This window comes from Halarchaeum nitratireducens, assembly GCF_017874695.1.
In the GTDB taxonomy this organism is placed as follows: Archaea; Halobacteriota; Halobacteria; order Halobacteriales; family Halobacteriaceae; genus Halarchaeum; species Halarchaeum nitratireducens.
In genome coordinates, this window is sequence record NZ_JAGIKY010000001.1 from 19,912 (window position 1) to 41,396 (window position 21,485).

The following is a 21,485-nucleotide window of genomic DNA, read 5'->3' on the forward strand; positions in this document are numbered from 1 at the left end:
CTACCGGCTCACGTCCGCCGACACCGCGCCGACGTCGTCCGTGACGCGGCCCGTCTCTGTGACGCGCCGAACGACCGGGTTCCCGTCGTAGTCGGCCAGCGCGCCCGTCACGTCGTCGAGCCCGCGGACCCCGCGGGGCTGGAGGTAGCGCATACAGCGGAGGCCGATCTCGTGGAGCTCCGCCGTCGGTGCGGCGACGCACTCCTCGACGGCGCGAAAGGCGTACTCGCGCTCGTGAGCGCCGTGGGCGGTGTAGTGGACGCAGACGTTCGTCATGGTTCCCGCGAGGAGGACCGTATCGACGTCGTACGTCGCCAGCAGGTGTTCGAGCTCCGTCCGGTGGAAGCAGTTGTACCGGCGCTTCTCGACGACGTACTCCGCGGGCGGGAGGTCGTCGCCGTCGGCATCGACGTCGAGGTCGGGGTGCAACCGCTCGGCGGCCGACCCGCGGAGAGTGTGTGGCGGCTCGCAGGACTCGAGTTCCGCGCCGTAGTCCGCGAAGTCGGGGCGGTGGAGCTCCTTGAACCAGATCACGGGCACGTCGGCGTCGCGGGCGGCCGCGACGAGCTCGTTCGTGTGCTCGATGATCGCGTCGTAGCCGCCCGCGACGGAGCCCGCGTCGGAGACCATCGCCTCGTCGGTCTCGGGGTCCCCCTGCTGGAGGTCGATGACGAGGAGCGCCGGCGTGTCGCCGATCGGGGAGCCGTCCGTCGGGATCACAGGAATCGACTCTCCAGGAAGCGGACGACGGCGTTCGCGCCGAGCATCGGCGTCATCTCGTTCGCGTCGAGGCCCGGGGCGACCTCCATTAGGTCCATCGCGCCGATCGCGTCGCAGTCGCCGAGGAGGTCCATCGCGCGGAAGAGGTCGGCGGCGGAGATCCCGCCGAACTCCGGCGTGCCCGTCCCGGGGGCGAAGGCGGGGTCGGTGACGTCGATGTCGACCGTGAGGTAGACGTGATCGACGCCGTCGCTCGCGTGCTCGATCGCGTCGGCGACGCAAGCATCGATCCCCCGCTCGCGGACGTCGGCGGCGGTGTCGAGGTGGACGTCGCCGTCCGAGACGAGATCGGCGAACGCGGGGCGTTCGTACCCGCGGAGGCCGATCATCGCGTGGTTCTCGTAGCCGCCGTGCTCGGAGTCGTCGATGCGCGCCATCGGCGACCCGTGCCAGTGCTCGCCGTAGAGGTCGCTGTCGTCCGTCGTGTCGCTGTGCGCGTCGAGGTGGACGAGTCCGACGTCGGCGTCGACGGCGTCGGCGTACCCGCAGAACGCCGGGTACGTGCAGTAGTGATCGCCACCGAGGACGACGGGGAAGGCCCGCTCCGCGACCGTCTCGACGTACCCCTCGATCTGCGAGCGGGTGCGATCGACGTCGTTGGGGACGACGGGAACGTCGCCGCAGTCGCGGATCTCGATCTCGCCGTAGTCGACGGTGCGCTCGGTATCGACGTTGTACGCGCCGTCGGGCGCGCCGACGAAGTACTCGTACCACGCGCTCGCTTCGCGGAGCGCCTTCGGCCCGTACCGCGTTCCGGGACGCCGCGAGACGGCGCCGTCGTAGGGCGCGCCGACGACGGCGATGTCCGCGTCGACCGTTTCGGGATCGGCCGACGGCGCCTTCAGAAAGGTCGATGCGCCGGCGAAGCTGAGTTCGGGAAGCGATTCGTACGCTGCGTCGGTGGGTTCGTGACTCATGTGTGTCGATGGTGGGTGGTTGCGGTCCTGTGCGGGCGTGTCGTCACTCCCAGATCCCCCCGGAGAGCCGGTCGATGCCGAACATCACGGCGACGGTCGCGAGGATGAACACCACGCTGATCGCCGCGATGATCGGGGAGTAGGAGTAGCGCAGGCTGGTGAAGATCTGGATCGGGATCGTCTTGAACGCGAAGCCGGCGACGAGCCACGCGATGATGTACTCGTTGAGCGAGAGGATGAACGCGAAGAGCGCGCCGGAGAAGACGTTCGCTCGGACGAGCGGGAGCGTGATGGTTCGGAGCGTCGTCAGCCGCGACGCGCCGAGGTTCCGCGAGGCCTCCTCGTAGCTCCGGTCGACCTCGTCGAGCCCCTGCGAGATCAGCACGAAGGGGAACGGCGTGACGAAGACGGCGTGCGCGACGACGAGGTTCGACACCTGGCCGACGACGCCGAGGCTGACGAAGAACGTCATGAACGCGACGCCGAGGATGACGGGCGGGAGGAGCGTCGGGACGGTCGTGAGCCCCGCGAGGAGCGCCCCGAAGCGGTAGTCGTACCGGTAGAGCGCGTAGGCCGACGCCCCGCCGATGGTGGTCGCGAGGATCGCGGAGCCGAGGGCGACGACGAGGCTGTTGCGGAGCGCCGTCATCCACTGCGACGACGCGGCGAGCTCGTGGTACCACCGGAGCGAGAACCCCTGGGGCGGGAACTGGAGGAACTCGCCGGGGGTGAACGACATCGCGGCGATCGTCACCAGCGGGAGGAGGATGAACACCAGCACCGCGGAGACGTACGTGCGAAGCGCCAGCCGGCAGATCGCGTCCCGGATACGCGTGTTCACGCCTCCACCTCCGCGTCGCTCGGGTCGGGGTCGGAGTCGCGGACGATGAGCGCGACGCCGCCGACGACGACGGCGATGAAGACGACCAACACGACGCTGATCGCGGCCCCGAAGGGGACGTTCCCCTCGACGCCGACCTGATTGCCGATGAGGACGGGGAGCGTCCACTGCGACGGCCCGCCGAGGAGACGGGGGAGGACGTAGACGCCGAGCGAGAGGATGAAGACGAGCGTCGTCCCGCTCGCGATCCCGTTCTTCGAGAGCGGGAGGGTCACGCGCAGGAACGTCGTGACCGGCCCCGCGCCGAGGTTCCGCGACGCCTCCTCGAGGCTCCGGTCGATGTCCTTGATCGTGGTGTAGAGCGAGAGCACCATGAACGGGAGGAAGACGTAGATCATCCCGACGAGGAGCGCGCCGAGGCCGGGCGTGAGCGCCTCCCCGGACGGGACGAAACCGAGCGCCGCCAGCGCGCGCGTGACGATCCCGCGCTCGCCGAGCAGGACCTGCCACGCGTAGCCGCGGATGATGAACGTCAGCCAGAGGGTCGAGACGACCGTCGTCAGGTACGCTTGACGGCGGAAGCCGCCGTCGAGGCGCGCGAGGTAGTACGCGAGCGGGTAGCCGAGGACGAGACACGCTAAGGCGGTCGCGACGGACACCTCGAAGGTGAACAGCGTCCGACCGAGGTAGAGGTCGCTCGTGAGGAAGCGGGCGTAGTTTTCGAGGGTGAACCCCGGCGCGAAGTAGCCGCCTTCGACGTTCTGGTAGAAGCTGAAGACGAGCAAGAGGCAGAACGGGACGCCGAAGAGCACCACGAGCATCGCCACGGGGTACGAGGCGACGAGGTACTTCGGCGACGGGAGCGACCCGGTGAAGGCGCGGCGGTCGTCGGCGTCGACGTGGGTCGTATCAGTCATCCGTGGTCCCGACGAGTAGGCAGTCGTCGACGGGGGCGCTGGCGACGACGGGATCGCCGACGTCGAGTCCCGGACTCTCGGCGTCGCGCACCGAGATGAGCGTTCGCTCGCCGGTGTCGACGTGGTACTCGACGCGATCGCCCATGAACTGGCGGAGTTCGATCCGCCCCTCGAAGGCGTTCACGTCCGGGTCCGCACCGCCGTCGGCGGCCGTCGCGTCGAGCGCGGTCCGCTCTGGGCGGACGACGACGGAGACGTCGTCACCCGGCCCCGCGTCCTCGTCGGCGGTCGCCCGGAGCGCGTGATCGCCGCAGTCGACGGTCGCGACGCCGTCGTCGAGGCGCGTCACCGTCCCTTCGAGGACGTTCGCGGTCCCGATGAAGTCGGCGACGAACCGGGAGTTCGGGTCGTTGTAGATCTCCTCCGGGGGGCCGACCTGCGCCAGGTGTCCGTCGTTCATCACGGCGATCCGATCGGACATCGTGAGCGCCTCGGTCTGGTTGTGCGTGACGAGCAGCGTCGTGATATCCGTCTCCTGCTGGATGCGTTTGATCTCGACCTGCATCGTCTCGCGCAGTTTCTTATCGAGGCTCGCCAGCGGCTCGTCGAGCAGGAGGACGTCGGGCCGGGGAGCGAGGGCACGCGCGAGCGCGACGCGCTGTTGTTGGCCGCCGGAGAGCTGTTCCGGCGTTCGGTCGGCCGTCCCGGGGAGTTCGACCAGATCCAGCATCTCCTCGACGCGGGCGTCGACATCGACGTCCTCGTGGCCGTCCTGAACGCGCAGGCCGTACGCGACGTTCTCGGCGATCGTCATGTGCGGGAAGAGGGCGAAATCCTGGAACACCATCCCGGCGTTGCGGTCGTCCGGAGCGACGTCCGTCACGTCGCGGCCGTCGATGCCGACCGTCCCGCTGGTCGGCGACTCGAACCCCGCGATGGTCCGCAGCGTCGTCGTCTTCCCGCACCCCGAGGGGCCGACGAGGGTGACGAACTCGCCGTCCTCGACGACGAGGGAGACGCCGTCGACGGCGTGCACGTCGTCGTTGTACCACTTGTCGACGCCTTCGAGAACGATTCCGGTCATGTCACGACTGGATGATCAGCTCGTTCCACTGTTGGTTGATGAACTGCTCGCGCTCGATGTACATCTCGTAGTTGGGGACGATCGCCGCATCGAGGCCGGGACCGACGATCTTCTCGAACGTCTCGTCGTCGAGCGAGGAGTGCTGCTGCTCGACCGTCGGCGCGGTGTAGAGGTTCCGCGAGACCGTATCCTGGACCTCGGGTCGGGAGGCGTAGTCGATGAACTCGACGATCGCGCCGCGCTTGTCGCTCGTCCGCGGGGCGACCCACCGACCGCTGTCGAGGAGCGACCCCTCGTCGACGAACGTCGAGGTGACCGGAGCCCCGTTCTCCTCCATCACCACCGTCACGTCGTTGTAGAGCATGCCGGCGGGCGCGTCGCCGCTCTTGAGCTGCGCCTCGAAGTTCGCCTCGTTCGTGTACCAGAGACTGGACTGCGGTTTGACCGCCGCCAGCTTCTCGAAGACCTGCGTGATACCGTCTTTCGTCGAGAGCAGGTCCTCTCCATCGAAGTGCGTCGCCGCCGTGATGTCGAGGAGGAAGCTCGTCTGTGCGGGCGTCAAGAGCCCGAGTTGGCCCTCGTACTGCGAGTCCCAGAGAGCCGTCCACGACGTCGGGGGGTCGGCGAGCGCCTCCGTGTTGCTGACGAGGTTGATGAACCAGGCCTGTGAGCCGACGCCGACGATCTCGTCGCTGTCGCTCGCGCGGGTGATGAGGTCGTCTGAGACCTTCGAGACGTTGTCGAACTCGTCGTCGGACCACGACATCCAGAGGTCCGAGTGACGACCGCGAAGCGTCCCGATGGCTGACATGTCTGCGACATCGACGGGCGCGTTCCCGCCGCGGACGGCGCTCTCGAGTTTCGGCAGGACGTTCGCCGCACCGCCCTGCGCTTGGGACTCCACCGGGATCCCCGTCTCCTCGCGGAAGGGCTGAATGAGGTGCTCGTCGAGGACCTCCTTGAACACGCCCCCGAAGACGGAGACGACGAGCGGGTCGTCCTCGGTCGGCGTCACCGTCGTCTCGGTCGAGGAGCCCGATCCGCCGCCACCGCCGAGACAGCCGGCGAGTCCCGTGAGGGCGAACGCGCTCCCCGCCGCACCGGTCAGGTACGACCGCCTCGAAGTGCTCATTCTATTTGTTATATTCTTTTTTGGTTCTGTTTTGCCATCCATATTGGCGTATTCTATACTTTTTGTTTTCTACTGAAAGGCTTTTCTCTTATATCCACCAACTGGAGGCATAGGAGTGGGGTCGGGTTTGGTCGATGACCACGGGTATAACCAACACATATTGTATAAGGTCACCCCCGGACGGTGGACGGATACGGATTGTTTGGTCCAGTACCCAACAGTACGTGGAAAGCGCTTATCCGCGTCCGTGTGGAGACGCCGGTCGAAGATGACCGATCGACCGCCGACGGCCGACGCGCCCGATCAGAGACGATCCGCGACCGAGACCGGGAGCGACGGGGTGCGCTCGCCCGCCGAGGGCGTCCGCGAACTCCGGCTCGGGCCCGACGGGAGCGATTACTTCCGCGCGTACGTCGTGACCGGCGAGCGCCCGACGCTCTTCGACGCCGGTCCGGCCGAGACGAACGAGACGCTGATCGAGCGGCTCCGAGGCCTCGGCGTCGAGGTTGAGCGGCTGGTCGTCACGCACGCGGACTTCGACCACGTGGGCGGATACGACGCCGTCGTCGACGCGTTCGACGTCGAGACGTACGTGCCGCGGGAGTCGGACGTCGCGGACGACGTCGCCACACCCCCGGACGTGCGCTACGGTCACGGGGACGACGTCGCGGGCTTCGAGGCCGTCCACGTCCCCGGGCACAAGCCGGACAACTACGCGTTCGTCGACGAGGGACGCGACCTCGGCATCCTCGGCGACGCGGTCATCGGCGCCGATCGACGCGGCCTCCCGGCCGGCTACTTCCTCCTCCCCGAAGCGATCTACTCGCACGACCTCGTCGCCGCGGAGCGGAATCTGGAGCGGCTGCTCGACTACGAGTTCGAGGTCGGGCTCGTCTATCACGGCTCGTCCGTACTGGATCGGGCGCGCGAGCGCCTCGAGGCGTACGTGGAGTTCCCGAACAAACCGGAGTGGGACGGGGACGACCCCGGGGTCGTGTCGTGATCGTCGCGCTCTCCGAGGTCCCGCTCGTCCCGGAGACGCGAGAGCGCGCGCTCGACGTCCTCGCGTCGATGGCCGCGGAGTCGCGCGCGGAGGCCGGCGTCGTCGACTACCGCGTGACGACCGACGTAGAGGAGCCGAACGTCGCGCACATCGTCGAGCGCTACGAGGACGAGGCGGCCTTCGACGCCCACGAGAACAGCGCGCACCTCGACGCGTTCCAGTCCGAGATGGCCCCCCTCATCGACGGGGAGGCCACCCTCTACCGGTACGCCGTCGAGCGCGAGGACGTGCTCCCCGGGCCTTAGACGGCCAAGTACGAGGCGATGGCGTCCTCGTCCTGCAGTTCCTCGGGACCGACCTCGTCGACGATGCGCCCGCGTTCCATGGCGTAACACCGATCGGCCATGTCCTGGATCGCGCCGAGGTTCTGCTCGACGAAGAGGACGGTCGTCCCCAGCTCGGCGTTGAGCTCGCGGAGGTTCTCGCTGATCTCCTCGACGATAGAGGGCTGGACGCCCTCGCTGTGCTCGTCGAGGAGGAGCAGGTCGGGGTTGCCGACGAGCGCGCGCCCGATGGCGAGCATCTGCTGTTGGCCGCCGCTCATCGTCCCGGCCTTCTGGGTGCGGCGCTCGTCGAGGATCGGGAAGTAGTCGTACACCGCGTCGTAGAGGTCGCGTTCCCGATCGCGGTTGACGCCCTCGCCGACGAGGAGGTTCTCCTCGACGGTGAGGTCGGGGAAGACGTCGCGGCCCTGCGGGATGTAGCCGATGCCCGCGTTCGCGCGCTCGTCGGCGGTCGTCCCCGCGAGATCCGTCCCCTCGTAGCGGACGACGCCGGAAGCGGGTTCGAGCAGGCCGATGATCGTCTTCATCAGCGTCGACTTCCCCGCGCCGTTCTTCCCCATGACGCCGACGATTTCGCCGTCTTCGACGGTGAGGTCGACGTCTCGGAGGACGAGGGTGGAGTCGTACGCCGCGGACACCCCTTCGCAGTCGAGGACGGGCGGCACGACTCACTCACCCCCCAAGTAGATCCGCCGGACGTCGTCGTCGTCGCGGATCGCTTCGATCGAGCCCTCGCGGAACACCTCGCCGCCGTGGAGGACGGTCACCTCGTGGGCGATCTCCGCGACGAAGTCGATGTCGTGCTCGATGACGATGAACGCGATGCCGTCGTCGTTCAGGTCGGTGACGAGGTCCGCGACCTCGTTGCGCTCCTCGACCGAGAGACCGGCGACCGGTTCGTCGAGCAACAGGAGGTCGGGTTCGAGTGCGGCGGCCATCCCGATCTCCAGGCGGCCCTGCTGGCCGTGTGACAGCTCACCCGCCGGGGTGGTGGCGCGCGCGGCGAGATCGATGCGTTCGAGCGCGTCGAGGATCGCCTCGTCGAGGTGCGCGTCGGCGTGCGTCCGCTGGACCGAGAGGCGCATGTTCTCGTACGCGGTGAGTTCGTCGAAGACCGAGGGCACCTGAAACTTCATCCCGATTCCGAGGTCGACGCGCTCGTTCGGGCGACGCGTCGTGATGTCGGTGCCGTCGTAGTAGATCGCGCCGCTCGTCGCGTCGTGGCGGCCCGTGATGAGCTTCAACAGTGTGGACTTCCCCGCCCCGTTCGGTCCGATGAGACAGCGGAGCTCGCCCGTCTCGACGCTGAAGTCGACGTCGTCGATGGCGGTGAAGCCGCCGAAGCGCTTCGTGAGGCCGTCCGTCTGGAGGAGGGTATCGGTCCCCGGGCCGGTGGCGGCGACGGCGGGCGACTGCCGACCGGACGTGTCGGTCGCCCTCGTCGCGTCCGTCGTCCCTGAGTCGGCGGCGTCCGCGGTCCCGCCGTCCGGTCTCGCCGTCTCCGACGCGTCCGTCGTCCCTGCGGTCGATACCTCCGTCGTCTCCGTGTCGGTGTCGATGTCCGTGTCTGTCGCGGTCATTCTGGCGTACCCTCCGGTGTGTCGTTGCTCGCGCCGAAGCGATCGCGCGCGCCGCGGATCACCGCGTCGAGTCGCGGAACGACCCCTTCGGGGACGAAGAGGATCGAGGCGAGGAGGACGACGCCGACGACGATCAGCGCGTACTGGCTTCCGGTCGCGGAGAGCTGTTGACGGAACCACTCGATGACGACGGTGGCGACGACGGCGCCGAGCAGCGAGCGGCGGCCGCCGACGGCCACCCACACGACGGGGATGGAAGCGAAGGTGATCCCGAAGACGGAGGGGCTGATGTAGTTCCCCCACGTCGCGTAGAGGACGCCCGAGAGCCCGGCGAGCGCACCGCCGAGCACGAAGACGAGCAGCTTGACCCGCCGGACGTCGTATCCGAGCATCTCCGTGCGGTCCTCGTCCTCGCGCGTGGCGACCATCGCGTAGCCGAAGCGGCCGTTGACGAGTGCGCGGAGACCGAGGTAGCTGGCGACGAGCGCGGCGAGCGTGAACCAGTAGAAGGTCGCCCCATCAAGGGTGATCGCCGCCTCGCCGACGCCGAAGGTGAGGCTCGGAATGGCGGGGATACCGTTGAAGCCGCCGAGCGCGACCGAACCGATCGTCCACTCCGCGCCGGCGGTCTGCGCCATGAAGGTGTTGAGGACGAGCGCGACGACGAGCGTCAGGATCGTGACGTAGACGTCGCGAACCTCGCCGTAGAACATGAAGTAACCGAGCACGAGCGCGGCGAGCGCAGCGATCCCGACGGCGACCGGGAGCGCGAGCATCGTCGTCAGCGCGCTCTCCAGGTTCATGCTGATCAGGGCGAAGGAGTAGCCGGCGACGCCGAAGAACGCCACCTGTCCGAAGCTGAGGATCCCCGTGTACCCCCAGATGACGGTGAGAGAGAGCGCGAGGATGGCGTAGAGCAAGTAGAGCGCGGCGCTGGAGGCGGCGTAGCTCCCGAAGCCGATCGGGTAGCCGACGAGGCCGACGAGGACGACGAGGAAGCCGACCCAGAACGCGCGGCCGTTACCGAGCGTGTTCGGGCCCTCGAAGGGCCGGCGGAGGCGGTCGAGGGCGTCAGCGAGGCCCATTCACTCGCCCTCCACGCGGTTGCGGACGGTTTCGACGAGCCCGGTCAGGCCGTCGGACAGGACGCGGATGACGACGATGGCCGTCAGGAGCATGGCGATCTGGCCGTAGAACGTCCCGAAGAGGTTCGTGAACACGGCGTCGATGGTGCCGAGCAGACCGCCGGAGAGCGTCGTCCCGAGGAGGACCGAAGGACCGCCGACGACGACGGCCACGAACGCCTCGACGAGGAAGGACGACCCCATCCCGGGGACGACGGTGAGCGTCGGGGCGTAGAGCGCGCCGGTCAGGCCCGCGAGCGCGGAGCCGATGACGAACGTCGCGGTGTACATCCGGTCGGTGTCGACGCCGAGGGCGCGCGCCGTGTCGGGGTCTTGGATCGTCGCCCGGGCGCGGATACCGAACTCCGTGCGCGTGAAGAGGACGTAGAGGCCACCGAGCACGAGAAGCGCGACGGGCAACAGGAGGACGCGGTACGTCGAGTAGGAGAACTCGCCGTACGCGATGTTCCCGAGCGGCGTCGAGACCTGCGGGATCGAGTTCCCGAAGAGGATCCGCATCCCCTGCGTGAGGATGAGCCCGAGCGCCCACGTCGCGACCATCGAGTCGAAGAGCCGATCGTACAGTCGGTGGATGATCGTCCGCTCCAAGATGAGCCCCATGACCGCGGTGACGAGGACGCCGATCGCCATCGCCACCGGGAGCGGCGCGCCCGCGTTCGCGGACAGCGTCGTGCCGTACGCGCCGATCATGATGAACTCGCCGTGACCGAGGTTGATGACGCCCATCATCCCGAAGATGACGGCGAGTCCGACCGCCGCGAGCACGACGAACGCGAAGTTGTCGGCGAACTGGAACAACAGGTTGAGGGCGTTCATTCTTGCGTGGCGTCGGCCTCCTCGTAGTAGTCCGCGGGGACATACTGGGTCGTCTCCTCGTTCTCGCGGAGGTTACAGCCGACCGTCTCCGAGAGGAACTGCTCGGAGATCTGCTGCTCGTCCTCGACGGTGATGGTGTGGTCCTCGTCGCACCGGAAGACGCGCATGTTGTGCGTCATGTGGTGGACCGGCCCCTGGAGCGAGATGTCGCCCTCGGGCGCGGAGACGTCCATGCCCTTTTCGAGTTCCTCGATGATGTCGGCCTGATTCGTCGAGCCGACGGCCTCGGCGGCGCGAGCGTACATCTTGATCGAGAAGTAGTTGTTGACCGCCTCCTCGTTGATGTACGCGGCGTCCGGGAACTTCTCGTAGTACCGGCTGACGAACTCCTGATTGCGGTCGGTCGGGATCTCCTCCATGTAGTTGAAGCCGCCGTAGACGTTCGCCATCGCGGGCGGGTCGAGGCGCTTGTGCTGGTAGCCCTGCGCCATCACCGTCGAGGTCCCCATCGGGACGTCGAGACCCGCGGAGGTCCGCTGGTTCCAGAAGGAGGTGTGGTTCGCGCCGACGAGCAGGGCCATCACGAAGTCCGGGTCGGCGTCCTGGATGTTGTTGATCGTGGAGCCGAAGTCGGTAACGGAGAGCGGGATGAACTCCTCGCCGATGACGTTCGCGTCGTTCTCGTCGGCGAGCACGCGGACCCAGTCCGCCGAGAGCTGACCGAAGTTGTAGTCGGCGGCGATGGTGTAGATGTCGGTGCCGAAGTTCTCGACCATGTACGGGAGAACGCTGCCGAGTTGCTGGCGCGCCGTCGCACCCATGCAGAAGGTGTAGGAGTCACAGACGCCGCCCTCGTACTGCGTCGTGTAGAAGTAGAGCTGTTCGTTCTGGTCGATGATCGGCCGGATCGTCTCGCGCGTCGCCGAGGAGTAACCCGCCCAGAGGGCGTCGACGTTCTCCTCGTTGATCGCCTGCCGCGTGAGCTGCTGGTAGCGCTGATTGTCGGACTGCGGGTCGGGCGCGAACGTCTCGATCTCGTTTCCGAGGATGCCGCCTTCCTCGTTGAGCTCCTCGATGGCGAGCATGCTCGCGTTGTACTTCGGCGTGCCGTTGAGCGCGAAGTTGCCCGAGCGGTCCTCGATGATCCCGAGTTTCACCGTCTCCTCGCCGCTCCCGCCGCCGGTGAGACAGCCGGCGAGCGCCGCCCCACCGATCGCACCGCCGGTGGCGAGGAACGAACGCCGCGAGAGCCCCGAGCGTTTCCCGCTCATTCGTGACACCCCACAACCTGGTCAATAGATGAGTATTTGCAGTTGAGTTTGGTGATACGAGCACCGTGGGCAGAATATTTTGAGCTATCGTCCATGTTTTCTCGACGTCACCCCGAATTCGAGACGGGCTGAAAAGGCTTTTCCATCGAATCGCATTCATTGTCCAATCCGGATTAAATTGTTTAAGGTGTGCGTACAGACGCGGTGAAAGCGCGCCCGTTCGTCCACGTACGAGATCTTATATCGGACAGGTACGGAATCAGTGAGGGGTCGCAGAGCCGCACGAAACCGTCGTCTACTGGGCGGAGCCGTCCGAACGCGGTCGTTTTCTATATACGCTCTGTCCTCGGTATTTTGCGTGCAAATATTGTCTTCTGTGCCCGTTCTTATTACGATATGGCTAGAATATCCCGCATAGGATGGAGAGATCGGATCAGGATCACGTGTCGAGGGCGAGCCGATGACGGACCGACTCGTCCCGGGGGCGATCGACCCCGGTGAGGGCGACGTGACGATCAACGAGGGCCGCGAGACGACGAGCGTGACGGTGTCGAACACCGGGGATCGGCCCGCGCAGGTCGGCTCGCACTTCCACTTCTTCGAGGCGAACGCCGCGCTCGCGTTCGACCGCGAGGCCGCGTTCGGGATGCGGCTGAACGTCCCGGCGGGGACGGCGGTCCGCTTCGAGCCCGGAGACGAACAGGACGTCGAGCTCGTCGCGTTCGGGGGGAAGGGCCGCGCGTACGGGATGAACGGACTCGTGAACGGGAGCGTGACCGTCGATCCGACCGCGGCACTCGAACGCCTGCGCGACGCGGGGTACGCTGACACGGCCGTCGACGACGTCGGGGAGGGCGAGGAGTCGTGACCCGCGACGTCTCCCGCGAGGCGTACACGGAGCTGTACGGGCCGACCGTCGGCGGGCAGGTTCGGCTGGGCGACACGGACCTCCGCGTCGAAGTCGAGGCGGACTATCGGACGCCGGGCGATGAGGCGGTCTTCGGTGGCGGGAAGACGATCCGCGACGGGATGGGGATGGCTCCGGGCGTCACGCAATCCGAGGGCGCGCTCGACTGGGTGATCACGAACGCGACGGTCCTCGACCCCGTCATCGGCGTCGTCGCGGCGGACGTCGGGATCCGGGACGGCCGGATCGCGGGGATCGGAAACGCCGGAAACCCGGACACGATGGACGACGTCGATATGGTGATCGGGCCGTCGACGGACGTCTACCCCGCGGAGGGGAAGATCGTCACGCCGGGCGGCCTCGACGTCCACATCCACTTCAATTCGACCGGACTCTACGAGCACGCGCTCGCCTCCGGCGTGACGACGATGCTCGGCGGCGGCTACGGCGGGGGTGCGGCGACGACGACGACCGGGCCCGTGAACGTCGAGCGGTTCCTGCAGGCGGCCGAGGAGTGGCCGGTCAACGTCGGCTTCTACGGGAAGGGGAACGCGAGCGAACCCGGACCGCTGCGCGAGCAGTTGGAGGCCGGGGCCTGCGGGCTGAAGATCCACGAGGACTGGGGCGCGACGCCCGACGTCATCGACACCTGCCTCACCGTCGCCGACGAGGAGGACGTCCACGTCGCCATGCACACGGACACCCTGAACGAGACCGGGTTCCTGGAGAACACCGTCGCGGCCATCGACGGCCGGACGATCCACCTCTTCCACATCGAGGGGGCGGGCGGCGGGCACGCCCCGGACATCATGGAGGCCGTGGGCGACGCGAACGTCCTGCCGTCGTCGACGAACCCCTCGATGCCGTACACCGAGAACACGTTCGACGAACACCTCGACATGGTGATGGTCTGTCACCACCTGAACCCGGACGTCCCCGAGGACGTGGCGTTCGCCGAATCGCGCATCCGCGCGGAGACCATCGCCGCCGAGGACGTGCTCCACGACACGGGCGCGATCTCGATGATGACGAGCGACTCCCAAGCGATGGGGCGGATGGGCGAAGTCGTCTCGCGGACGTGGCAGACGGCGCACAAGATGAAGAGCCAGCGCGGGCCGCTCGCCGAGGACGGCGCGGGCGACAACGAGCGCGTGCTGCGCTATCTCGCCAAGTACACGATCAACCCCGCGATCACCGCGGGGATCGACGATCACGTCGGCACGCTCGAACCCGGGAAGCTCGCCGACCTCGTCCTCTGGGACCCGGCGTTCTTCGGGAGCAAGCCCCACGTGACGTTCAAGGGCGGGTTCCCGGTCTACGGCGAGATGGGCGAGTCGAACGGCTCGCTGATGACCTGCGAGCCGATCATGCAGCGCCCGCGCGCCGGCGCGGTCGGAAAGGCCAAACACGCCCTCTCGCTCGCCTTCGTCAGCCCCGCGGCGAAAGAGCGCGGCGTCGGCGACGAGTACGGCCTCGATACGGAGACGGTCGCCGTCTCCGGCACACGGACTATCGACAAGGGCGACATGGTGCGCAACGCGACCCGGCCGGACGACATCGAGATCGACCCCGAGACCTTCGAGGTGCGCGTCGACGGCGAACACGTCACCTGCGAACCGGCCGCGGAACTGCCTCTCACCCAACGCTACATGCTATGAATCTCACGCCGAAGGAACGCGAACGGCTCACGATCTACACGGCGGCGCAGCTCGCGCGCGACCGCAAGGAGCGCGGCATCGAACTCAACCACCCGGAGGCCGTCGCGTACATCTCCGATTGGATCTTCGAGGGCGCGCGCGAGGGAAGGGACGTCGCGGAGCTGCGGGCGGGCGCGACCGGTCTCCTCGGCCGCGAGGACGTCATGGACGGCGTCCCGGAGATGATCGACATGGTGCAGGTCGAGCCGATGTTCCGCGACGGGACGAAGCTCGTCACAGTGCACGATCCGATCCGCACCGACACCGCGCGCGAGGTCGGGAGCGAATGAGTTCGCGTCTCACGCACCGCGACGTCGCCACCGTGGGGATCGGCGGTCCCGTCGGCTCCGGGAAGACGTCGCTCATCAGCGAGGTCGTCCCCCGGCTGCGCGACGCGGGCCTCGACGTCGGCGTCATCGCCAACGACATCCTGACGCAGGCGGACGCCGACGCCCTGCGCGAGCGATTCGCCGGCGTCGTGCCCGCGGACCTCGTCGCGGGCGTCGAGACGGGCGCGTGCCCTCACACGGGCATCCGCGAGGACCCCTCGATGAACCTCCGACAGATCGACGACTTCGTCGACGAACACCCCGAGCTCGACCTCGTGATCGTCGAGAGCGGGGGCGATAACCTCGCGGCGACGTTCGATCCCGAACTCGCGGACTACTCGCTCTACGTCATCTCGGTCGCGGAGGGCGACGACATCCCCGCGAAGCGCGGGCCGGGCGTCGTCGACTGCGACCTCCTCGTCGTCAACAAGACCGACCTCGCGCCCCACGTCGGGGCGGACTTGGAGAAGATCGAACGCGACGCCGAGGCCGTCCGCGAGGGGCCCCACGTCCTCACGGACTGCAAGGCGGAGACGGGCGTCGAGGACGTCATCGACCACGTCCGCACCGAGGTGCTGTTCGCGTAGATGGCGACGGACGAAGCGCACGCGACCGGCGGGAGCGAGGCGGCGCGCGACGAGGACGACGAGAGTGGGGAGACGACGGCGGCGGACGCCGCGAGGAGCGATGAAGGGTGGGCCGCGAAGAACGACGAGAACGGGGCGATCTTCGCGCACGCGCGAGACCTCCCGCCGGCGTTCGAGCCGTACGCGGAGGAGCCGCTCCCGCAGGTCGGGGTGGGGTCTCCGGGGAAGACCGGGGAGTTGGAGGCGACGTTCGCCGTCGGCGTGGACGGGACGACGGACCTCGTCGCCGATTACGCGCGCGTCCCGTACCACCTGAGCGGAACGCTCGATCACGACGTCGGACGGCCCGACTTCGCGTCGGCGTACGTGCAGAGTCCGACCGGCGGTGTCGCGCAGGGCGACCGGAACCGGATGGTCGTCACCGCGGAGGCGGACGCGCGCGCGCACGTCAGCACTGGGAGCGCGAGCAAGGTGCTCTCGATGGACGCGAACTACGGGCGCGTCGACGCGACGTTCGTCGTCGGGGACGGCGCGCACGTCGAGTACGTCCCCGAGCAGACGATCCTCCACCCGAACGCGCGCTACTGCGGCGAGACGGCCGTGACGCTCGGACGCGACGCGAGCGCGATCCTGACCGACGTCGTCGTTCCGGGTCGGCTGGCGCGCGACGAGGCGTTCGACTTCGAGCGCTACTACGCGCGCACCACGGTCGACGGTCCCGGCGGACGGATCCTCTCCGATACGACGCACCTCGCACCAGGGACCGGGGACGCGGATCCGCGCCGCGCGGGCGTCCTCGGCGACTACGCGGTGCTCGGGACGTGCTACGTGGTGACGACGCGCGACGTCGATTCGACGGCGATGAGCGACCGACTGGCGGAGCGGCTCACAGACGGCCCGGCGCGTGCGAGTGCGACGGCGCTCCCGCGCGACGGCGGGGCGTTCGTCCGCGCGCTCGGTGACCGGGCGGACGACGTGCGCGAGGCGCTCGACGCGGCGTGGGACGAGGCGAGTCGCGCCCTGCTGGACGCCCCGGCCCCAGACCAGCGTAAATACTGACGCGGAGACACGATGGAACTCTACGACACCTACCTCGGGAACGAACGGACGGACGACGACGTCGCGGCGCGCGTCGCGGCGAGCGAGGACGGCGACGTCCGGCGCGTCACGCTGGACGAGACGACGAGACAGCGCTCGCGCTTCCGCACGGAGACGGACGACGGCACGGACGTCGGCGTCGTGACGACCGACGCGGGCGGCCTCGAACCCGGTGACGTCCTCGCGGGCGAGGACGGGCGCCTGCTCGTCGTCGGCCTCGCCGCGCGCGAGGCGCTCGTCGTCTCGATGGACGAGGCGACGGCGACGCCGACGGCGATGGCACTGGCGGCGAAGCTCGGCCACGTCGTCGGGAACCGCCACCGCGATCTGGCGGTGCGGGGGAGCGACGTCCTGATCGCGGTCTCGGAGTCGATCGAACGTCAGCGCGCGGAAGTCGCGGACCACCTCCCCGACGGCGCGACGGTCGACGTCCGCGAGGTCGATCCGACGCTGTTCGACGACGCGACGCCGGATCACGCCCACGACGAGGGAGGGGGCGGGCACGGCGGGGGGATCGGCGACCACGCGCACGACGGGAGCGATCACGACCACGTACGCGGCGAGGAGGAGCACGATCGCATCCACGAGGACGGAGACGCTCACCACGCGCACGGTGGCGTGCGGACGCCGGAGGGTGACGCGTCGTGAACGACGGGGACGCGAGCGACCCGGGCGCGGGTGGTACGGATACGAGCGGTACAACGGCGGACAGTACGGACGCGACCGACGCGCGCACGCGACTCGCGGCGTATCGGTTCGCGGATTCGTTCCTCCCGGTCGGCGGGAACACGGTCTCCTACGGGCTGGAGCAGTTCGTCCAATCGGGAGCCGTCGCCGACGGCGACGACCTACGCGAGGTGTTGGAGAGCTACCTCCGCCGACAGGTCGGCCCCTGCGAGACGGTGGCGATCCGGGCGGCGCACGCGGTCGCGGACGACCTCGATGCGGTCCGCGACGTCGACGAGACGGTGCGGGCGACGACGCTCGCCGCCGAGTTCCGCGAGAGCGCGACGAAAGCGGGTCGACGGCTCCTCGAAGTCGAGGCCGAGACCGGCGGCGATCCCGTCGTCGCGGCGTACGAGGAGCGGGTGGCGAGCGGCGACGCGCCGGGGAACTACCCGGTCGCGCTCGGGCTCGTGGCCGCGCGGCGCGGTATCGACGCCGGGGAGGCCTGTCTGGTGCACGCCCACTCCTTCCTCACGGACATGCTCGGGGCGGCCCAGCGGCTCCTGAGTCTCGGGCACGTCACCGCCCAGCGCGTCCTCGACGACCTCGCGCCCGTCGCGGCGGCCGTCGTCGCGGCGAACGAAGACCGGGGGACCGACCGGATGGAGGCGTTCGCACCGCTCGTGGACGTGCACGCGATGGAACACGAGCGCGCAGACCGACGGCTCTTCCTGAGCTAGGCGGGGGTAGTTTTACGCCGATCGAACCCCACTGCCTACGAGAATGGTGAAATCGACGGTCCGGTTCCCGGAGGAGGTACTCGACGCCGCCGAGGAACTGGTCGAGCGCGGGCTCTTCACGAACCGCTCCGAGTTCCAGCGCTTCGCCGTCGAGTGCGTCCTCGAACAGGTCGACGAGGAGTACGAGCCGGCGATGCTGGACTACGACGAACTGTACGCCGAGGTGTTCCCGGACGAGGGGCCGGGCGAGGACGGATCCGAGGAGGGGTCGATGGACGACGAGTTCATCCGGACGGCCGCCCGCGTCCGCCAGTTGGCGATGCGCGGCGACGTCGAGACGGCGACCGAGCTCCTCGACGGTCGGTATTCGCCGGCGGATCCCCGGGCGCTCCTCCTGGAGGACCTCCTGGCGGAGTACCGCGAGTAGCGCGCGGCGTTCTCAGGCGAGGCGATCGCGGAGCGCCGCGGCGCTCGGCGCGAGGAGCGTCGCCGTCCCGTCGGGGTCGCGTACCGCCGCGCCGTCGGCGTCCGCGGCGACGGCGGTCTCGGCGACGCGCTGCGCGGGCAGGTCGGCGGCATCGAGGTCGACCGGCGTCGCGTCCGCCGCGAGCGCGTCCGCGCGGTCGAGCGTGAGCGCGTAGCGATAGGCCGGGTCGCGCTCGCGCGCGGCGAGCAGCACCTCGCCGAGGCGGCCGGCGTCGCCGAACCGACCACCCGCGCCGCCCGCGACGTCGGCGAGCGATTCGGCGTACGGCGTCGCGCCCGCGGCGTCGGCGACGGGATCGAGCCCCGCGAGGTCGCGGACGACGGTGGCGACGTCGTCCCGGGTGGCGTCGTCGCGCAGCGTGGCGAGGTGATGAACGCTTCCGGTGGGGCCGCCGACGGCGTGGGGGTACCGGATGGCGCGCGCGACGACGTCGATCCCGCGGGCGACGGCGGTTTCGAGGTCGTCGCCCCGCGCGAGTCGGGCCGTGATCGCACTCGAGATCGTACAGCCGGAGCCGTGGGTGCGTTCGGTGTCGACGCGCTCGCCCACGAACGTCCGAACCGCGTCGTCGGTGACGAGGACGTCGACGGCCCGCTCGTCGTCGGTGTACGAGTCGCCGCCGGTGAGGAGGACGGCGTCGGCCCCTCGCTCGCGGAGGGCTCGGGCGGCGGCGACGGCGTCGTCGCGGGTCTGAATGGCCGTCTCGGTGAGCGTCGCGGCCTCGTCCGCGTTCGGCGTGAGGAGCGTCGCGTGCGCGAAGAGCGCGTCGTAGGCCGCGGCGACGGTGTCGTCGGCGAGCACGTCGCCCGCGGTGGCGACGAGGACAGGATCGACGACGAGCGGGCCGTCGAAGTCGGTGACGGCGTCGACGACCGCGTCGAGGGTCTCGGGCGTACCGAGCATTCCCGTCTTCGCCGCGAGGACGTCGTAATCGTCGGTGACGGCGTCGAGTTGCGCGGTGACGTCTTCGGGCGGAAGGTGGTGGACGCCGTGGACGCCGCGGGTGTTCTGCGCGGTGACGCTCGTGACGACGCTCGTCCCGTACGCGCCGCAGGCTTCCATCGTCTTCACGTCGGCTTGGATGCCCGCGGCCCCGCCGGAGTCGCTACCGGCGATCGTGAGCGCGACGGGGTAGTCGACCGGAGCGGCGCGTCGGGTCACGCGGCCACCTCCGCGGTGGCGCGCGTTGGGATCGTGAACGGCATGCCCGGGGATATCACGCGGTGATACAATAGCGTAGTGGACGCCGGATCGGGTGGCGCAGTACGCGGGACCGGTGGTTTTTGGTCGTCGCGTCCCCCAATGCGTGCGTGGAGAACGCGAATCGGGGGTACGAGCGGCTGTTCGGGGACGACGGGTTGACGGTCGGGGCGACGTTCCCGCTGACGAGCGCCCGGACGTCCCGTCCGGACGTCGAACGCGAGCTCGCGCTCGCCGAACGCCTCGAAGCGCTCGGGTTCGACGCGCTGTGGGCGCGCGACGTGCCGACGGACTGGCCGAAGTTCGGCGACACCGGCCAGACCTTCGACCCGTGGACGTGGCTGTCCCGGGTCGCCGCGCGGACGGACGACGTCGCGCTCGGGACGGCGAGCGTCGTGCTCACGCTCCGACATCCGCTCCACGTGGCGAAGCAGGCGGCGTCGCTCGATCACCTCTCGGAGGGGCGACTCGTCCTCGGCGTCGCGTCGGGCGACCGGCCACCGGAGTACGAGGCGTTCGGCGTCGCGGAGGACGAACGCGGTGCGGCGTTCCGCGAGAGCGTCGAGGTCCTCCGGGCGGCGTGGCGCGACGCGCATCCCGAAGTAGAGACCCGGTGGGGGACGCTCGACGGAACGCTGGACGTCGTACCAAAGCCGACCGCGGGCGACCTCCCGCTGCTCGTCACGGGCAACAGCCGCCAGTCCCGCGAGTGGATCGCCGCACACGGCGACGGCTGGCTCTTCTACCACCTCCCCGAGGACGCCCTGCGGAGCTATCTCGACGACTGGAACGAGCGGACGGCGGCCCCGTTCGTGACGACCTGTACCGTCGATCTCGCGGGGGATCTGGAGTCCGACCCGGAGCACGTGAATCAGGGCTTTCGCGCGGGCGCGGCGTGGTTCCGCGACTACTTCCGGGAGCTCGACGCGTGGGGCGTCGATCACGTGATCGTCGGCGTCCGCGGCGACGACCGCGAGCGGGCGTACGAGCGGGTCGCGGAGCGGGTGCTCGACCGTCTGTGAGGGGCGCAGGTCGATCGGTGCTCAGTCGGACTCGTCGAGGGCGTCCAGCACGGCCGCGACGAACTGCTCCGGGTCGGCGTGCATCGCCATGTGCGCGCACCCCTCTACCGTCACGACGGCGGCGTCGGGGAGCGCGTCGGCGACGGACGCCACGGCGCGTCGCATCGCGGGCGGGCTATCGCCACCGAGGAGGGGCGTCGTCGGGACCGCGACGTCGGCGAACGCGGCCGGATCGAAGCGGTCGGTCTGCGTCGCGCGGATCTCGCGCGGAACCGTCGAGATAGCGTCGAGGCGGGCGCGCCAGAGCTCGTCGCCGCGCATCGAGTCGATCACGACGTCACTCAAACCGACCGCATCGCGGAGGAACGCGGCGGTCGCGGCGTCGGGACCGTCCTCGCGGCGCAGGCGCTCGATGTCGGCCGCCGCGCCGTCCGGTTCGGGGACGTCGCCGAGCGGCGGTTCGTAGAGGACGAGCCGATCGACGGCGTCGGTCTCGCGGACGGCGTGGAGCGCGCAGATCGCGCCGTACGAGTGCCCGAGAAGGGAGACGGGCGCGTCGGGATCGGCCTCGGCCGCGGCGCGTTCCACGACCGCGGCGACGTCCGCGTACTCCCGTTCGATGTCGTACCCCTCGGCGTCGCCGCTCTCTCCGCGTCCGCGTCGCTCGACGACGTACAGCGTGAACGACTCGGCGAGCGCGGGCGCGACCGCTCGCCAGTCGATTCGATGGCCGGCGGTGCCGTGGACCAGCACGAGGGGCGGCCCGTCACCGATGCGCTCGTAGGCGATCGCCGTGCCGTCCGCCGAGGTAACAGTGAACACACTCGTTCGGAGGTCGTCGATCACCATGTACGTGTGGGTGGCGAACGCACCCATCGGCGCCAGCGCTGACCACAACGGTTTTCTCGGCGCGCGGACCACT

The 21,485-nt window shown here is 69.1% G+C and carries 24 protein-coding genes; 11 read left to right on the top strand and 13 right to left on the bottom strand.

The genetic code is table 11. From position 1 onward, the window contains the following. The 6 genes from J2754_RS00110 to J2754_RS00135 are packed head-to-tail and all read right to left on the bottom strand — an operon-like array spanning position 1 to position 5,671. Positions 1-720 (bottom strand): cysteine hydrolase family protein, encoded by a 720-nt coding sequence (locus tag J2754_RS00110; RefSeq protein WP_211086345.1) that lies wholly within the window; start codon positions 718-720, stop codon positions 1-3. Beyond that, positions 717-1,697 carry an agmatinase family protein gene (locus J2754_RS00115; protein ID WP_188877318.1) on the bottom strand — a complete coding sequence of 327 codons (981 nt, stop codon included), beginning with the start codon at positions 1,695-1,697 and terminating at the stop codon, positions 717-719. Before J2754_RS00115 ends, J2754_RS00110 begins: the two co-directional genes overlap by 4 nt. 43 nt (positions 1,698-1,740) lie before the next feature. Continuing rightward, on the bottom strand, positions 1,741-2,538 hold the full coding sequence (locus J2754_RS00120) for an ABC transporter permease (RefSeq protein ID WP_188877317.1): 798 nt from the start codon (positions 2,536-2,538) through the stop codon (positions 1,741-1,743). Next, positions 2,535-3,455, bottom strand: a complete 921-nt coding sequence (locus J2754_RS00125; protein ID WP_211086346.1) for an ABC transporter permease — start codon at positions 3,453-3,455, stop codon at positions 2,535-2,537. The genes J2754_RS00120 and J2754_RS00125 overlap by 4 nt, the downstream gene beginning before the upstream one ends. Continuing rightward, a complete protein-coding gene (locus tag J2754_RS00130) occupies positions 3,448-4,539 on the bottom strand; it encodes an ABC transporter ATP-binding protein (RefSeq protein WP_211086347.1) in 1,092 nt (363 codons plus the stop codon). Before J2754_RS00130 ends, J2754_RS00125 begins: the two co-directional genes overlap by 8 nt. Before the next feature lies 1 nt (position 4,540). Then, complete coding sequence (locus J2754_RS00135) at positions 4,541-5,671, bottom strand: extracellular solute-binding protein (protein WP_211086348.1); 1,131 nt, start codon at positions 5,669-5,671, stop codon at positions 4,541-4,543. A gap of 268 nt (positions 5,672-5,939) precedes the next feature. Here J2754_RS00135 and J2754_RS00140 point away from each other — a divergent pair, with 268 nt between their 5' ends. Next, complete coding sequence (locus J2754_RS00140) at positions 5,940-6,674, top strand: MBL fold metallo-hydrolase (protein ID WP_211086349.1); 735 nt, start codon at positions 5,940-5,942, stop codon at positions 6,672-6,674. Further along, a complete protein-coding gene (locus J2754_RS00145; RefSeq protein WP_211086350.1) occupies positions 6,671-6,979 on the top strand; it encodes a putative quinol monooxygenase in 309 nt (102 codons plus the stop codon). Before J2754_RS00140 ends, J2754_RS00145 begins: the two co-directional genes overlap by 4 nt. On the opposite strand, the gene J2754_RS00150 is transcribed toward J2754_RS00145, so the two are convergent. Genes J2754_RS00150 through J2754_RS00170 form a run of 5 tightly spaced genes read right to left on the bottom strand, consistent with a single transcriptional unit; the run spans position 6,976 to position 11,830 of the window. Continuing rightward, positions 6,976-7,683, bottom strand: a complete 708-nt coding sequence (locus tag J2754_RS00150) for an ABC transporter ATP-binding protein (protein ID WP_188877310.1) — start codon at positions 7,681-7,683, stop codon at positions 6,976-6,978. The two genes, J2754_RS00145 and J2754_RS00150, sit on opposite strands and share 4 nt — an antisense overlap. A gap of 3 nt (positions 7,684-7,686) precedes the next feature. Next, on the bottom strand, positions 7,687-8,598 hold the full coding sequence (locus tag J2754_RS00155) for an ATP-binding cassette domain-containing protein (RefSeq protein ID WP_211086351.1): 912 nt from the start codon (positions 8,596-8,598) through the stop codon (positions 7,687-7,689). Next, positions 8,595-9,683 (bottom strand): ABC transporter permease subunit, encoded by a 1,089-nt coding sequence (locus J2754_RS00160; RefSeq protein ID WP_211086352.1) that lies wholly within the window; start codon positions 9,681-9,683, stop codon positions 8,595-8,597. Before J2754_RS00160 ends, J2754_RS00155 begins: the two co-directional genes overlap by 4 nt. Next, on the bottom strand, positions 9,684-10,559 hold the full coding sequence (gene urtB / locus J2754_RS00165) for an urea ABC transporter, permease protein UrtB (RefSeq protein ID WP_188877306.1): 876 nt from the start codon (positions 10,557-10,559) through the stop codon (positions 9,684-9,686). Continuing rightward, on the bottom strand, positions 10,556-11,830 hold the full coding sequence (locus J2754_RS00170; RefSeq protein WP_188877305.1) for an urea ABC transporter substrate-binding protein: 1,275 nt from the start codon (positions 11,828-11,830) through the stop codon (positions 10,556-10,558). Before J2754_RS00170 ends, urtB begins: the two co-directional genes overlap by 4 nt. 460 nt (positions 11,831-12,290) lie before the next feature. On the opposite strand from J2754_RS00170, the gene J2754_RS00175 reads away from it, so the two are divergent. The 8 genes from J2754_RS00175 to J2754_RS00210 are packed head-to-tail and all read left to right on the top strand — an operon-like array spanning position 12,291 to position 18,281. Then, complete coding sequence (locus J2754_RS00175; protein ID WP_211086353.1) at positions 12,291-12,698, top strand: urease subunit beta; 408 nt, start codon at positions 12,291-12,293, stop codon at positions 12,696-12,698. After that, positions 12,695-14,395, top strand: coding sequence for an urease subunit alpha (ureC, locus tag J2754_RS00180; RefSeq protein ID WP_188877302.1), 1,701 nt, complete (start codon positions 12,695-12,697; stop codon positions 14,393-14,395). Before J2754_RS00175 ends, ureC begins: the two co-directional genes overlap by 4 nt. Continuing rightward, the gene (locus J2754_RS00185; RefSeq protein WP_188877301.1) at positions 14,392-14,724 is read left to right on the top strand and encodes an urease subunit gamma; all 333 of its coding nucleotides are present in this window, start codon (positions 14,392-14,394) and stop codon (positions 14,722-14,724) included. The genes ureC and J2754_RS00185 overlap by 4 nt, the downstream gene beginning before the upstream one ends. Then, positions 14,721-15,350, top strand: a complete 630-nt coding sequence (gene ureG, locus J2754_RS00190; protein WP_188877300.1) for an urease accessory protein UreG — start codon at positions 14,721-14,723, stop codon at positions 15,348-15,350. The genes J2754_RS00185 and ureG overlap by 4 nt, the downstream gene beginning before the upstream one ends. Next, a complete protein-coding gene (locus J2754_RS00195) occupies positions 15,351-16,409 on the top strand; it encodes an urease accessory protein UreD (protein ID WP_211086354.1) in 1,059 nt (352 codons plus the stop codon). A 12-nt stretch (positions 16,410-16,421) separates the two neighbouring features. Continuing rightward, positions 16,422-17,096 carry an urease accessory protein UreE gene (locus tag J2754_RS00200; protein WP_211086355.1) on the top strand — a complete coding sequence of 225 codons (675 nt, stop codon included), beginning with the start codon at positions 16,422-16,424 and terminating at the stop codon, positions 17,094-17,096. Then, positions 17,093-17,854: an urease accessory protein UreF gene (locus J2754_RS00205; protein ID WP_211086356.1), complete on the top strand. Its 762-nt coding sequence runs from the start codon at positions 17,093-17,095 to the stop codon at positions 17,852-17,854. The genes J2754_RS00200 and J2754_RS00205 overlap by 4 nt, the downstream gene beginning before the upstream one ends. A 43-nt stretch (positions 17,855-17,897) precedes the next feature. Next, positions 17,898-18,281 carry a ribbon-helix-helix domain-containing protein gene (locus J2754_RS00210; RefSeq protein WP_211086357.1) on the top strand — a complete coding sequence of 128 codons (384 nt, stop codon included), beginning with the start codon at positions 17,898-17,900 and terminating at the stop codon, positions 18,279-18,281. Positions 18,282-18,293: 12 nt separating this feature from the next. Here the strand turns inward: J2754_RS00210 and thiD are convergent, their stop codons facing one another. Beyond that, positions 18,294-19,502: a bifunctional hydroxymethylpyrimidine kinase/phosphomethylpyrimidine kinase gene (gene thiD / locus J2754_RS00215; protein ID WP_211086358.1), complete on the bottom strand. Its 1,209-nt coding sequence runs from the start codon at positions 19,500-19,502 to the stop codon at positions 18,294-18,296. A gap of 149 nt (positions 19,503-19,651) precedes the next feature. Here thiD and J2754_RS00220 point away from each other — a divergent pair, with 149 nt between their 5' ends. Next, complete coding sequence (locus tag J2754_RS00220) at positions 19,652-20,563, top strand: TIGR03571 family LLM class oxidoreductase (protein WP_211086359.1); 912 nt, start codon at positions 19,652-19,654, stop codon at positions 20,561-20,563. A 21-nt stretch (positions 20,564-20,584) separates the two neighbouring features. On the opposite strand, the gene J2754_RS00225 is transcribed toward J2754_RS00220, so the two are convergent. Further along, positions 20,585-21,439, bottom strand: a complete 855-nt coding sequence (locus J2754_RS00225; protein WP_211086360.1) for an alpha/beta fold hydrolase — start codon at positions 21,437-21,439, stop codon at positions 20,585-20,587. Between the last annotated feature and the right edge of the window lie 46 nt (positions 21,440-21,485).